The sequence below is a fragment of the Hymenobacter jeollabukensis genome (assembly GCF_005771675.1).
Taxonomy (GTDB): Bacteria; Bacteroidota; Bacteroidia; order Cytophagales; family Hymenobacteraceae; genus Solirubrum; species Solirubrum jeollabukense.
Genome location: NZ_VAJM01000017.1, coordinates 25,415 through 38,919 on the forward strand (window position 1 = coordinate 25,415; position 13,505 = coordinate 38,919).

Annotated in this window: 12 protein-coding genes and 1 pseudogene; 10 read left to right on the forward strand and 3 right to left on the reverse strand. The window is 66.2% G+C overall.

Annotated elements, in window-relative coordinates; genetic code table 11:
• The first annotated feature begins 89 nt into the window (after positions 1-89).
• From FDY95_RS23685 to FDY95_RS26875, 6 genes and pseudogenes are all read left to right on the forward strand, one after another.
• Positions 90-578, forward strand: coding sequence for a KdsC family phosphatase (locus tag FDY95_RS23685; RefSeq protein WP_138081796.1), 489 nt, complete (start codon positions 90-92; stop codon positions 576-578).
• Positions 579-696: 118 nt separating this feature from the next.
• Positions 697-891, forward strand: coding sequence for a cold-shock protein (locus tag FDY95_RS23690; protein WP_138081798.1), 195 nt, complete (start codon positions 697-699; stop codon positions 889-891).
• A 153-nt stretch (positions 892-1,044) separates the two neighbouring features.
• Entirely contained in the window at positions 1,045-1,944 is a 900-nt protein-coding gene (locus FDY95_RS23695) for a geranylgeranylglycerol-phosphate geranylgeranyltransferase (protein WP_171025829.1), read from the forward strand.
• Positions 1,945-2,088: 144 nt separating this feature from the next.
• A complete protein-coding gene (locus FDY95_RS23700; RefSeq protein ID WP_138081802.1) occupies positions 2,089-3,264 on the forward strand; it encodes a BamA/TamA family outer membrane protein in 1,176 nt (391 codons plus the stop codon).
• Positions 3,265-3,438: 174 nt separating this feature from the next.
• Positions 3,439-4,617 carry a BamA/TamA family outer membrane protein gene (locus FDY95_RS23705; RefSeq protein ID WP_138081804.1) on the forward strand — a complete coding sequence of 393 codons (1,179 nt, stop codon included), beginning with the start codon at positions 3,439-3,441 and terminating at the stop codon, positions 4,615-4,617.
• A gap of 349 nt (positions 4,618-4,966) precedes the next feature.
• Positions 4,967-5,476, forward strand: a pseudogene (locus tag FDY95_RS26875) (glycosyltransferase); the annotation flags it as partial.
• Between the two features lie 678 nt (positions 5,477-6,154).
• On the opposite strand, the gene FDY95_RS26490 reads toward FDY95_RS26875, so the two are convergent.
• The 3 genes from FDY95_RS26490 to FDY95_RS23720 all read right to left on the reverse strand — a co-directional run bounded on the left by FDY95_RS26490 (position 6,155) and on the right by FDY95_RS23720 (position 8,914).
• Positions 6,155-6,751: a class I SAM-dependent DNA methyltransferase gene (locus FDY95_RS26490; RefSeq protein WP_171025831.1), complete on the reverse strand. Its 597-nt coding sequence runs from the start codon at positions 6,749-6,751 to the stop codon at positions 6,155-6,157.
• Positions 6,752-6,901: 150 nt separating this feature from the next.
• On the reverse strand, positions 6,902-7,651 hold the full coding sequence (locus FDY95_RS23715) for a PIG-L deacetylase family protein (RefSeq protein ID WP_138081808.1): 750 nt from the start codon (positions 7,649-7,651) through the stop codon (positions 6,902-6,904).
• 75 nt (positions 7,652-7,726) lie between these two features.
• On the reverse strand, positions 7,727-8,914 hold the full coding sequence (locus tag FDY95_RS23720) for an acyl-CoA dehydrogenase family protein (RefSeq protein WP_138081810.1): 1,188 nt from the start codon (positions 8,912-8,914) through the stop codon (positions 7,727-7,729).
• Between the two features lie 190 nt (positions 8,915-9,104).
• Here FDY95_RS23720 and purH point away from each other — a divergent pair, with 190 nt between their 5' ends.
• From purH to FDY95_RS23740, 4 genes are all read left to right on the forward strand, one after another.
• Positions 9,105-10,682 (forward strand): bifunctional phosphoribosylaminoimidazolecarboxamide formyltransferase/IMP cyclohydrolase, encoded by a 1,578-nt coding sequence (gene purH, locus FDY95_RS23725; RefSeq protein WP_138081812.1) that lies wholly within the window; start codon positions 9,105-9,107, stop codon positions 10,680-10,682.
• Between the two features lie 184 nt (positions 10,683-10,866).
• Positions 10,867-11,889, forward strand: coding sequence for a rod shape-determining protein (locus FDY95_RS23730; protein WP_111480734.1), 1,023 nt, complete (start codon positions 10,867-10,869; stop codon positions 11,887-11,889).
• Positions 11,890-11,974: 85 nt separating this feature from the next.
• Positions 11,975-12,895: a rod shape-determining protein MreC gene (mreC, locus tag FDY95_RS23735; RefSeq protein ID WP_138081814.1), complete on the forward strand. Its 921-nt coding sequence runs from the start codon at positions 11,975-11,977 to the stop codon at positions 12,893-12,895.
• Entirely contained in the window at positions 12,895-13,419 is a 525-nt protein-coding gene (locus FDY95_RS23740) for a hypothetical protein (protein ID WP_138081816.1), read from the forward strand. Before mreC ends, FDY95_RS23740 begins: the two co-directional genes overlap by 1 nt.
• The last annotated feature ends 86 nt before the right edge of the window (positions 13,420-13,505 follow it).

The following is a 13,505-nucleotide window of genomic DNA, read 5'->3' on the forward strand; positions in this document are numbered from 1 at the left end:
CTAAATCAGGAAAATACTATCTGGCCAAACACGCGAGGTTCCTCGGCTTCGCTCGCAATGACGGCCCATTTCCGACGCTTCCGTCAGCTATGTCCACAATTTCTAACCCCGATTTTTCCGCCATCGAGGCCTTCGTGTTCGACGTCGACGGCGTGCTGACCGACGGCACGCTGCTGGCCTTGAGCACCGGCGAGCAGGCCCGCACCTTCCACATCCGCGACGGCTACGCCATCCGGCACGCGCTGCGCCGCGGCTACCGGGTGGTTATCATTTCGGGCCGCCAGGAGGAAGGCGTGCGCCGCCGCCTGGAGTCCTTGGACGTGACGGAAATCTACCTCGGCGTCGACGACAAGGTGCAGGTGTTCGGCGCCTGCGGCCTCGACGCGGCCCGAGTGGCCTACATGGGCGACGACATGCCCGACCTCGACGTGATGCAGCGCTGCCACCTAGCCGCCTGCCCCGCCGATGCCGCCGCCGACGTGCGCGCCATCAGCCAGTACGTGGCCCAGCTGCCCGGCGGGCGCGGCGCCGTGCGCGAATTGATTGAGGCCGTGATGAAGGCGCAGGGCCGTTGGTAGCATCCAACGAAGCTTCACGATTTATTCACAACGGGCTGGTAAGGGCAGAGTTGCAAGTGTGCGATATTCCGATACATTTACCGGACATTTTGTTCACCTTTCTCCTTTTCGCTTACCAATGAAAACAGGAACCGTCAAATTCTTTAATGAGTCGAAGGGCTACGGCTTCATTACGGACGAGGCAACTAAAGAAGACTTCTTCGTGCACATCACCGGCCTCAACGGGGTACAGGTGCAGCAGCACGACCGCGTCGAGTTCGACACGCGCGAAGGTCGCAAGGGCATCAACGCCGTTAACGTGAAGAAAGTCTGATAACACTTCTACGCTCCCCGACACTTCTCGCATGAGAAAAGCCCCTGCTGCGTCGCGGCGGGGGCTTTTTTCTGCCATTTGGCTGAGCGGCGGCCGGCGGGCGTAGCTTTGCGTTCTGCGGCCGCTTTTCTCCGTTTTTTTACGCTTATGCCCGTGAATCATCCCGTTGTGCCGGCGCCGGCTGGCCTGCTCACCCGCTGGGCGCAGCTGGCCCGGCTGGTGCGCCTGCCCAACCTGCTCATTATCGTGCTGACCATGGCCCTGACCCAGGCCTGCCTGCTGGCACCCGAGCAGCCCCTGGCGGCCCTGCTCGACGTGCGCTTCGGGCTGGTGGTGCTGGCCACGGTGTGCGTGGCCGCCGCCGGCTACATCATCAACGACTACTACGACGTGAAAATCGACGCCATCAACCGGCCCGGCACGCTGGTGGTAGGGCAGGCCGTGGGGCGCCGCTCGGCCATGATGGCGCACCTGGTGCTGTCGTTCGAGGGCGTGGTGGTGGCCGGGGCCATGAGCCGGGTGGTGGGGCTGGTGACGGCGGGCGCGGCCCTGCTGCTGTGGGGCTACTCGGCCCGCTTCAAGCGGCTGGCCTTGCTCGGCAACCTCAGCATCGCTGCCCTCACGGCGGCCTCGGTGCTGCTGCCCGAGCTGCTGCGCCGCACCGGCAACAGCGCGGTGTGGGCTTACGCGCTGGCGGCCTTTCTGCTGACGGTGGTACGCGAAATCATCAAAGACATCGAAGACATGCGCGGCGACGCCCAGCACGGCTGCCGCACGCTGCCCATCGTGGCCGGCGTGGCGCGCAGCAAGTGGGTGGCGGGGCTGTTTCTGCTGCTGATGATGGCCCTGGTAGGCGGCGCCGTGCTGGCGGCCTTCGGGCAGGGCGAATGGCGAATGGCGCTGTGGCTGCTGGGTACGGTGCTCGGCCCCGGCGCCATGCTGGGCCGGCAGCTGCTGCGCGCCGACCGCCGCCGCGACTTTGCCCGCTTGAGCCTGCTGTGCAAGCTGGTCATGCTCGGCGGCGTGCTCTCGATGCTGGTGCTGGGGCGCTAGATAGGAACTAGGCAAGACGCCGCGTTGCACTGTTACGGCAACCGCGGAGGCAGCCGGGCCGTTAGCGGAGCGTTGCCCACACCCCGGCGGCTGGCTTGAAGGCTGGCGCCGGCCGTTGTTGGCAGAGGCCACACCTGCCCGTTTATGACCACTCGCTACGTTTCCCTGCTCGGCTGCGGCTTGCTGATGGCCCCGATTTGGGCCCAGGCCCAGGACACCCTCACCACGCCGCCCCCCAGCATCAACCCCACCGACCGAGCCACCCTCGACCCGCGCCCGCCCAAGGACCCGGCCGATAAGCCCAGCTTTATTCCCGCGCCGGTGCTCTTCTACGAGCCCGAAACCGGGGCGGCGGCCGGCGTCACTTTCCTGCCCACCTGGCGCCACGGCCGCGACACCACCGTGCGCAAGTCCAACGGGCGCTTTGGGGGCTGGTACTCGCAGAAAAAGCAGCTCAACCTGCAGCTCTCCCACACCATCTTCACCCGGCAGGAGCGCTACCTCGTCAGCGGCGACATTCTGTACTACGACTACCCGATTTTCTTCTACGGCATCGGCAACGACACCGACAAGAACAACGAAAGCGAAATCAGCTACAAGCTGCTGATCCTGCAGCAGCGCGGCTTGAAGAGTTTCCGGCGTCACTGGTTTGCGGGCCTGACCTACCGCCTCACCGACGCCCGCAGCATCAAGGCCGACAAGCCGCTTGACAACAAGGACGACGGCGTCAACCAGCTGCTTCTGCTCGACGAGCGGCAGCGCCAGCACACCACCGTGTCGGGCCTGGGCCCGGCCTTGGTGCACGACGGCCGCGACAACATCCTGAGCACCTTCCATGGGCACTACCTCGATCTGCAGGCGCTGTTCAACGTGAAGGGCCTCGGCAGCGACTATACCTTCACCCGCTACACCCTCGATGCCCGCCACTTTCAGCCGGTGGGCTCGAACCGCACCATCTGGGCCTCGCAGCTTTTCGGGCAGTTTCACAACGGCACCGTGCCCTTCCGCGAGCTGGGCAACCTGGGGGGCGTGAGCTTGCTGCGCGGCATTTACGAAGGCCGTTTCCGCGACCGGCAGCTCATTGCGCTGCAGACCGAGCTGCGCCACCACCTGTTCTGGCGCATCAACGTAGCCGGGTTCGTGGGGGCGGGGCAGGTAGCGCAGCACGTGAATGACTTCGGCTCCAAATTCAACGTGGCCGGAGGGGCTGGGGTGCGTTTTCAGTTCAACCGCCGCGACCGGATCAACATTCGCCTCGACTACGGCGTGGGCTCGGGCGGCAGCTCCGGGCTGTACTTCGGCGTGAACGAGGCGTTCTAGCGTAAAATCGGGCGGGTACGGCCGGAACAGCTTGCTTTGTGCCTGAAACGTTAATCTAATCCCGTCTGAAAAGTCAGATTACCCGCGCAATTGGCGGCTTCTGATTGGATAATCCGAGCAAGAAGCTGGTACATTTAGCAGCCGTCCGTGTTGGGCGGCTGCTTTTGTTTACCGATGCCTAGCCGGTTTTTTATTCTCGCCACGGCGGGGCTGCTACTGACGGCCGCGCCCTGCGCCTACGCCCAGACCACCCCGCCCGCCACCGCCGCCGAAACGCCCGCCGACGTACCCGCGCCCAAGCCCCCGCGCAAACCGCGGCGGGTGAAAGTAGCGGCCCTGCCCATCGTGTTTTCGCAGCCCGAAACCGGCATTGCCTACGGCGCGGCCGTGCTGCCGGTGTGGCGCTTCGGGCCGGACACGCTCACGCGCAGCTCCAACGCCCGCCTGCTGGGCTACTACACCCAGCGCAAGCAGTCGAGCATGTCGCTGACTTACAATATCTTCACTCCGCGAGAGAAATTCATCCTGGGTGGCGAGGCCTTCTACTTCAATTTTCCCTACTACTACTACGGCACCGGCAACGACACTCGCAAAGCCGAGAAAAGCGACATTTCCTACAAGGTCGTCATCGTCACCCAGCGGGTGCTGAAGAAGATCGGGCCGCACACCTTCGCCGGCCTGGGCTTCCGCCTCACCGACCTGCACCACATCCGCCTCGACGACGACTCCACCGACGACCGGACCCGGCCCAACCTGCTGCTGCTGCGCGACCCGCGCGAGCGGCAAACCACCATTACGTCCGGCCTCGGCCCCACCTTCCTCTACGACAGCCGCGACAACGTGCTCAGCACCTATCGCGGCAGCTACCTCGAAACCAGCGCCCTAGTGATGGGCCCCTACCTCGGCAGCGACTACCGCTTCACCCGCCTGCTGCTCGACGCCCGCCATTTCCGCTCCCTGCGCAAGACGGACAACCGTACCGTCCTGGCGGGGCAGCTGCTGGCGCAGTTTAATACCGGCGGCCAAGTGCCCTTCCGCGAGTTGGCCAACCTGGGCGGCGAGAAAATGCTGCGCGGCATCTACGAAGGCCGTTTCCGCGACCGGCAGATGGTGGCCGCGCAGTTGGAGTTGCGCCAGCAGCTGTTCTGGCGCCTCGGTGGGGTGGTATTCGGGGCCGCCGGTCAGGTGCACGACCGGCTCGGCCAGTTCCGCCCCAACGACTTCAACGTGGCCGCGGGCGCGGGCCTGCGCATCGCCGTCAACCGCACTGACCGCCTCGGCATCCGCATCGATTACGCCGTGGGCTCGGGCCAGTCGAGTGGGCTGTATTTTGCCTTCAACGAAGCGTTTTAGCGCGGAGAGCGGGCGGCAAAGTGACTGTGTTTAGCAAGGCCGTCATCCTGAGCAACGCGAAGGACCTTGCTCGTACCTTGCACTGCCGCCGACTACGAAGTGCTGACGCTTTTATCAACTGAAATTGATGCCAAAGCGCAGCCATCGAGCCCAGACAATTGGGCGTCGGTGGCTGCGTTTTCCAGTCAGTGCGAGGTTCGAGGAAGGTCCTTCAGCTACGCCTCAGGATGACGGCTGTATTGACGCCGCTTAATGCCAACCCCTCGACCAGATTCGGCGGCAAATACTGATTTCCGGCCTTCGGCGGCGGCAAACGTACCCCAACGCAGCGCCGGTGCGTACCGGCGGTATGGCATTACCGTTACCCTATCGTTTTCATGGTGGCCCCGGGCAGGCCGGACTGGTAGTCGGCCCTGCTCAGGTGACGGCCGCGCCCACGTCGGAGCTGGAAATCTGCGTGATTATTCCGGCCAAGGACGAGGCCGACGCCCTGCCCACGACGCTGGCCGCGCTGGCCGCCCAGCTCGATGCCGAGGGGCAACCGCTGAGCGGCGCCAGCTACGAAGTCATCGTGCTGGCCAACAACTGCACCGATGCCACTGCCGCCGTGGCGCGGGCTGCCGGCCAGCGGCACCCGCACCTGCGCCTACACGTGCTCGAAATCAGCCTGCCCCGGGCCGAAGCGCACGTGGGCCGGGCCCGCCGCCTGCTGATGGACGAAGCCGCCCGCCGCCTGGAGCTGGCCGGCCGCCCCCGCGGCATCATTGCCTCCACCGACGCCGATACCCGCGTGGCGCCCGACTGGCTAACCGCCCTGCAGCGCGAGTTTGCCGCCGGCGCCGACGCGGTGGGCGGCCGCATCCTGCCCGATGCCCCGACCACGGCCGGCTGCCCCGCCCGCCGCCTGCACCTGCACGACGCCGCTTACCGGCTGGGCCTGGCCCGGTTGGAGCACCTGCTCGACCCCAGCGCCGCCGACCCCTGGCCGCGCCACCACCAGCACTTCGGCGGCAGCCTGGCCCTGACGGTGGCGGCCTACCGCCAGGTGGGCGGCCTGCCCGTGGTGCCCTACCTCGAAGACGAAGCCCTCTGCCAGCTGCTGCTGCGCCACGAGTTGCGCCTGCGCCACAGCCCGCTGGTGCGCGTGCACACCTCGGCGCGGCAGCAGGGGCGGGTGGCGGTGGGCCTGTCGTGGCAGCTGCGCGTGTGGGCCGACGATGCCGCCGCAGGGCGCGAGCCATGGGCTGAGCACCCCCAGCGCCTGGCCGCCGAATGGCAGCTGCGGCGGCAGCTGCGCCGGGCGTGGCAGCAAGGCCAAGCCGGCCTGCCCATTGCCCCCGCCGATCTGCGGGCCCTGGCCGCCGAGTTGGCCACCACGCCCGGCCGCCTGCGGCAGTTGCTGCGCACGGCCAGCTTTGGAACGACCTGGGACGCGCTGCGGCCGGCCGCCATCCGGCGGTGGCAGGCGCAGTGGTCCCCACTGCCGCTGACGGCAGCCCGGGCGTCCTTGCGGCAGCTGCTGCGGGCGGCCGAAGCCTCAGCGGCGGGCCAGCAGATCGAGCCGGTACGTTTCCGCCCGGTGGCCGTGCAGGTGGCGCAGCGGGCCGGTTTCGGTGGCTGGGCTCAGAAAATGTTCGTGCACTTCGTCGCCGGTCAGCGGGTAATCGTGTACTGCGGGCGTCCAGTGCACCAGCAGCAGCTGCCCGCCCGCCGGCAGGGCTGCGACGATCAGGTCGGCGGCGCGCTGCAGCGTGGGCATATCCCAGTAGTAGCCCACTTCCGACAGCATAACCAAGTCGAACTGCCCGGCCGGAAACTCCTCCGGCACGGCCATGCGGCGCAGCTCCACCTGCGGCAGGCTGGCGCAGCGCTGCCGGGCTTTGGCCAGGGCCGCCTCCGCCACGTCGACGCTGAGCAGGTGGCCGCAGCGCGGAGCCAGCTGCGCCGTCAGCACGCCCAGGGAGCAGCCGATTTCGAAGGCGCGGGCGTAGTGCGGCTCCGGCAGGGCGGCCAGCGTGTCGGCGTACTTGGCGTGCTCGTAGGGGCTGGTTTCGAAGTGCCAGGGGTCGTCGTTGGCGCGGTACACGTGGTCGAAATAGTCGGCACATAGCGTATGGGGCTGGTTGGGGTTCATAACGGCGTTGAAACCTGAGTTAAGAGGAATGCTGCGGGTTTTTACGCGGGCGGCCAAACTCGTAGTAGGTGCGCCCGCTCCCTGTTCGACAACCGGAAGAAAATCCGTAGCAGCCTAACTGCCCGATGACCGCGGTCAAGAGCGCGTAGTTCAGGCCGACGTCGTTTCGAAATACGTTTCGAAGGGCTGAGCGAAATGCGCCAGCATATCGGGGCTGAGCTGGAAGCCGCTCGGGTCGTCGTCAATAAGGATCGTGAGCTGGGAGCGGTGCGCTTCGATGGCCCGCTGCTTCTGGGCCAGCACCGGGCTGATGTCGAGCCGCCAGCCCTGCACTTCGTCCGGCTGGGGCAAATCGGCGGCCGCAGCGCGCTGCCAGGCCCACACCACGTACTCCAGCAGCCGCGGCGGCCGGGCTAGCGTCGCCAGCGCGGCCTGAGCCAGGGCGTAGGTGGCGCGGTGGTCAGGGTGCGGGTCGCGGCGCCAAGGCAGCAGCAGCGTCTGCGGCTGCTGTTCCTGCAGCCAGAGGCGCAAGGTTGCCACAGCCCCATCGAAGCCGGGCTGCCCGGGGTGCTGGGGAGCGGCGCCGTCGGGCAGGTTCAGGGTCAGCAGCCTATCATCAGCTACGTCCAGCTCCCGTAGCGCCTTCTGCAGCTCCTGTTCCCGCAGCTGCTGCCGGGCGGCCGGCGGGAAGCGCACCGAGTTTGGGTGCGACATGCTGCCATCCGTAACCAGTGCCACGCTGACCGGCTGGCCCGCCTGCCGCAGCAGCGCCAGCAGCCCGCCGCAGCCCAGCGACTCGTCGTCGGGGTGGGGGACCAGGATGGCGGTGGGGCCGAGGGTGGCGGCGTAGCTGGCGGGGCGCAGGGGGAGGTCGAGCAGGGCGGATGGGCGTTCGGGCATAGTTCGTTTGGCAGGGCGGGGCATGCGGTTTTTAGCCCGCGGAGGGCGCAGAGGGTTACGCGGAGGACGCAGGGGTTATTCCGGCTGCCAGAGCTGGGCGGCGGGCGCGTCGTGGGTGAGGGCGAAGCGGCCCACGTCGGCCAGGGCGGCATCGGGGGCGGGCTGGCGCAGGTAGTGCGTCAGGTCGCGGTGCAGGCGCTCCAGCGGGTGCGGGCGCAGCAGGCCCCGGGCGCCCACGCTGCGCTCGGCCAGCTGCAGCACGCGCAGGCAGATATCCTCGATGGCCGTGCGCACCATGTTGGCGTAGGCCACGATGCCTTCGGCCTGAGCTTCCTCCTGCTCGGGCGCAGGGTAACGCGCCGCGGCGCCCGTGAGCCAGAGCTGCCCGCTTTCCACCAGCAAGGTCATTTCGCCCAGGCGCTGGCGCTGATAAGGGTCGTCGGTGCGGCCCAGGCCGCGCAAAAAGCCGCGGGTGGCGTCGAGCACGGCGGCGGCCCCGCCGAGCTGCACGGCCGCGAAGCGCACTGCCCCGCCGCTAAACCAGGGCTGGCGGTAATAGTCGCCGGGCGGGCCGATGAGGTCGGCGGGCCCGATTTCCAGCCCCGTCACCTCGACGCGGAAGCTGGCGGTGGCGCGCATGCCCAGCGGCTGCCAGAACGTGGGGTCGAGCCGGGGCGGCTGCGCGTCGGTGGGCAGCACGAACAGCTGCCAGCCGCCATCGGGCCGGGCGCCGGTGAGAAGCGGACGGGTGAGCTGCCCCGCGCCCGAGCCGAAGGTTTTGCTGCCGCGCAGGCGGAAACGGCCGTCCGGCAGCGGCTCCAGGTGCACGCCGTCCTGGGCCTCGGTGTTCCACACGCCGAACAGGTGGCCGGCCTGGGCATCGGCCGCGTAGCGCCGCAGCTGCTCCCCGGTGCCAAACCGCTCGATGAGCTGCAGGGCGTTCAGGTGCCCCTCGTACACCCGCCCCACCGCCAGGTTGCCGGCCCCGATGTGCTGCAGCACCCGCAACTGCTCGGCCAGGTGGCCCGGTTGGTTGAGACCCGCGCCGCCGAGTGCAGCCGGCAGCCCCGCCGTCAGCAGGCCCGCCTCGTGCAGCCAATGAAACTCCTCCCGTGGAAAGCCGCCTTCGTGGTCGGACTGCGGGGCGTGGGCAAACAGCCGGGGCGTGAGGTGCGCGGCGGCGGCTACAGCCGCGGCGGGTAGTAGAGAGCTGGACGTTTTATCGATAGCAGAAGCGGAGGCGTGCGTAGTGGTCGGATTCATCGGGTTGATTGGTCGGGGCGGTAGGAGACGCTACCGGGCAGTACGGCGGCGCGGCGGAAAGGGCTATATCGGTCGGGCTTCGGGCCCGACAAGCCGTTGCGTAACAATTCGGTAACATAGCTCGGGCCGCCGCTCCCGGCGGCAGGGGCTACCTTCGCGGCGCGTTTCACCCCCAAACCTTTCGTTTGCTATGAGTTCGTCCCCGTCGCCCGCCACCCTGGAAACGGCCACCGCTGAGCGTCTGCCCATCCGCGGCGCCCTGGTTTCCGTGTACTACAAAGACCGGCTGGAGCCGCTGGTGCGCCTGCTGCAGCAGCACGGCGTGCAGATGTTTTCCACCGGCGGCACCCTGAAGTTCATTCAGGAGCTGGGCGCCGATGTGACGGCCGTGGAAACACTGACCGGCTTTCCCGAGGTGTTCGGCGGGCGCGTGAAAACCCTGCACCCGAAGGTGTTCGGCGGCATTCTGCACCGCCGCCACGAAGCCGGCGACCTTCAGCAGGCCGAGCAGCACCAGATTCCGCCCATCGACCTGGTCATCGTCGACCTCTACCCCTTTGAGGAAACCGTGGCCAGCGGCGCCGCCGAAGCCGACGTCATCGAGAAAATCGACATCGGCGGCATCTCGCTGCTGCGCGCCGCCGCCAAAAACTACCGCGACGTGCTGGTGGTGAGCAGCCGCGACCAGTACGCAGCCGTGACCGAGCTGCTCGAAGCCCAGAACGGGGCCACCACCCTGGAGCAGCGCCGCCACTACGCCGCCGCCGCTTTCCAGCAAACCTCGCACTACGACACGCACATCTTCAACTACCTCGCCCAGGGCACGGAGGTAGCCGGCGCCGCGCTGAAAATCAGCGAAGGGCCCGCCACGCCGCTGCGCTACGGCGAAAACCCCCACCAGCGGGGCACCTTCTACGGCGACCTGTCGGCCCTGTTCGAGCAGCTGCACGGCAAGCAGCTCAGCTACAACAACCTGGTGGACGTGGACGCGGCCGTGCTGCTGATGCAGGAATTCCAGCAGGGCCCCGCCGCCGTGGCCATTCTCAAGCACACCAACGCCTGCGGCGTGGCCCAGGCCGACACCCTGCACCAGGCCTACCTCAACGCCCTGGCCTGTGACCCGATTTCGGCCTTCGGCGGCGTCATCATTGTTAATAAAGAAGTAGACCTGGCTACGGCCGAGGAGCTAAACAAGCTGTTCTTCGAGGTGCTCATCGCGCCCCGCTTCGCGGCCGACGCGCTGCCGGTGCTGCAGAGCAAGAAAAACCGCATTCTGCTGCTGCAAAAGCCGGTGGCGCTGCCCACCAAGCAGGTGAAGACCCTGCTCAACGGCTTCGTGGAGCAGGACTTCGACCGCGTGGTGGAAGGCCGCAACGAGTTCCGCACGGTGACGGAAACCGCGCCCTCGGCCGAGGAAGTGGACGCGCTGGAATTCGCCCTGAAAGTGTGCAAGCACACCAAGAGCAACACCATCGTGCTGGCCAAGGCCGGGCAGCTGCTGGCCTCCGGCGTGGGCCAGACCTCGCGGGTGGATGCGCTCAAGCAGGCCATTGAAAAGGCCAAATCCTTCGGCTTCGACCTGCACGGCGCCGTTATGGCCTCCGACGCCTTCTTCCCCTTCCCCGACTGCGTGGAAATTGCCGGCGCGGCGGGCATCCGCGCGGTGGTGCAGCCCGGCGGTTCCATTAAGGACCAGGACAGCATTGATGCCTGCAACCGCCTCGGCATGGCCATGGTGCTGACCGGGGTGCGCCACTTTAAGCACTAAATTTTCAGTAACTTAGCCAAATCCGGACCCGGCCGTATACCAGCGGCCGGGTCCGCTTCGTTTAGGGCACCCTTCTTTCCGCAGTACAAAACGAAAGGGTTGGCCTTCGAAGAAGGTTGCTTACCTTTGCGCACCTTTTTGCAACGCCAGAACCGGCGCTGTTTCTTTCACTTGCCGCTACTCCATGGGGTTCTTCAATTTCACCAGCGACATTGCCATCGACTTGGGTACGGCCAATACGCTGATCATCCACAACGATAAAATCGTGGTCGATGAGCCCAGCATTATTGCCAAAGACCGTACGACCAACAAGGTCATTGCCGTGGGCCGGCAAGCGCAGCAAATGCACGAGAAGACCCACGATAACATCAAAACCATCCGCCCGCTGAAGGACGGCGTCATTGCCGACTTCCACGCCGCCGAGGAAATGCTCAAGGGCCTGATCCGGATGGTCAACACCGGCACGCGGCTGTTTCAGCCCTCGCACCGCATGGTTATCTGCATTCCCTCGGGCATCACGGAGGTAGAGAAGCGCGCCGTGCGCGACTCCGCCGAGCACTCCGGGGCCAAGGAAGTGTGGATGATTCAGGAGCCCATGGCCGCCGCCATCGGCATCGGCATCGACGTGGAGCAGCCCGTGGGCTCGATGATCATCGACATCGGCGGGGGCACCACCGAAATTGCGGTTATCGCGCTGTCGGGCATCGTCTGCGACCAGTCCATCAAGACGGCTGGGGACGTGTTCAACCAGGACATCCTCGACTACATGCGTCGGCAGCACAACCTGCTCATTGGTGAGCGGAGCGCGGAGCGCATCAAAATCGAAGTGGGCGCGGCCCTGACCGAGCTGGAAAACACCCCGCCCGACTACGAAGTGCGCGGCCGCGACCTGATGACCGGCATTCCGAAGGTTATCAAGGTGACTTCGGCTGAAATTGCCATTGCCCTGGATAAATCGGTGGCCAAAATCGAGGAAGCCGTGCTCAAGGCCCTGGAAATTGCCCCGCCCGAGCTGTCGGCCGACATCTACGACAACGGCATTCACCTGACGGGCGGCGGCGCCCTGCTGCGCGGCCTCGACCGGCGCCTGGCGGCCAAAACCAAGCTGCCCGTGCACGTGCCCGAAGACCCGCTGCGCGCCGTGGTGCGCGGCACCGGCGCCGCTATCAAGAACATTACCGGTTTCCGCAGCGTGCTGCTGAGCTAATGGCTGAATGGCTGAATGGTTAAATGGCTGATTGTTCTTGAACGACCAGCCATTTAACCATTCAGCCATTTAACTAATGTAATCCATGCGTAATCTGCTCGATTTTCTGTACCGCTACCGGGGCGTCCTGGTATTCGTGCTGCTGGAAGTCGTGAGCATGGTGCTGTTTATCCGCAACAGCGCCTACCAGCGGGCGGCGTTCTTCAATTCCTCCAACGCTTATATCGGCCGGGTGCTGGAAGTGCGCACGCAGATTTACGACTACTTCAGCCTGGCCGACAAAAACCGGGCGCTGGCCACCGAAAACGCCCAGCTGCGCCAGCGCCTCTACCGCGCCGACCTGGCCGCCCGCATGCCCGACAGCCTCGCTACTCCCGGCGACACCACCGGCCTGCGCCTGCGGGCCGATACGCTGCAACTGGCCCTGCGCCCCATGCCCACGCGCCTGGTGGGCAGCCCGCTGATTCCGGCCCGCGTCATCAACCAGACCCTGCGCCGCGTGGACAACTACCTGACCCTGAACGTGGGCGCCCAGCAGGGCGTGCTGCCGGGCATGGGCGTGTTGTCGGCGGCCGGGGTGGTGGGCCGGGTGCGGCAGGTGAGCGAGCATTACGCCACTGTCACCTCAGTGCTGCACTCCAAGACCAACCTCTCGGCCAAAATCCGGCGCGACGGTACCTTCGGCACCATCAAGTGGCTGGGAGAAGACCCCACCCACGCCCTGCTCGACTACATTCCGCGCCAGAACAAGCTGGTGCCGGGCGACACCATCGTCACCTCGGGCTACAACCAGGTGTTTCCGGAGGGCGTGCTCATCGGCACGGTGGACAACTTCACCAAGGAGCCGGACAAGAACTTCTGGACGGTGCGCGTGAAGCTGGCCGCCAATTTCTCGAACCTGACCTTCGTGTACGTGGTGGGTACCCCGCCCCGCGCCGCCGAGCGCGACACGCTGGAAACCCGCTCGGGGCTGCGCGCCACCGAGCAGGAAGGAGGCCGGCCTTAATGGGTAACGCGCTGCAACTGCTGCTCCAGGCCGGGCGCTTTCTGCTCTACGCCGCCGTGCACGTGCTGCTCATCAGCCGCCTGCAGCTCTTCGACGTGGGCTGGTGCTTTTTCTATCTGGGCTTCCTGCTGTTCCTGCCCATTGCCACGCCCATCGTGGTGATGCTGGGGGTGAGCTTCCTGATGGGCTTCTCCATGGATCTGTTCTACGACACCGGCGGCCTGCACGCGGCGGCGGCGGTGCTGCTGGGCTACCTGCGGCCCTGGGTGCTGCGCATCCTCACCCCCCGCGACGGCTACGACGCGCAGGACGCGGTGAACATTCACCAGATGGGCTGGCAGTGGTTCGGGGTGTACCTGGGCCTGCTGGTGACCATTCACCACTTCGTGTTCTTCTTCCTGGAGCTGGGCTCGTTCTCCGCCATCGGCCTGACCTTCCTGAAGATTCTGGCCAGCACGCTGTTTACGGGCGTGACCATGCTCATCGTGCAGCTGCTGCTGTTCCCGGCCCGGCGCCGGCGGTAGAGGAGTAGGTAAGTTAGAACGTCATTCAGAGCGCAGCGAAGAATCTCGCTGGATAGTATTCTTCTCGTTGAACGAGGTCATTACTA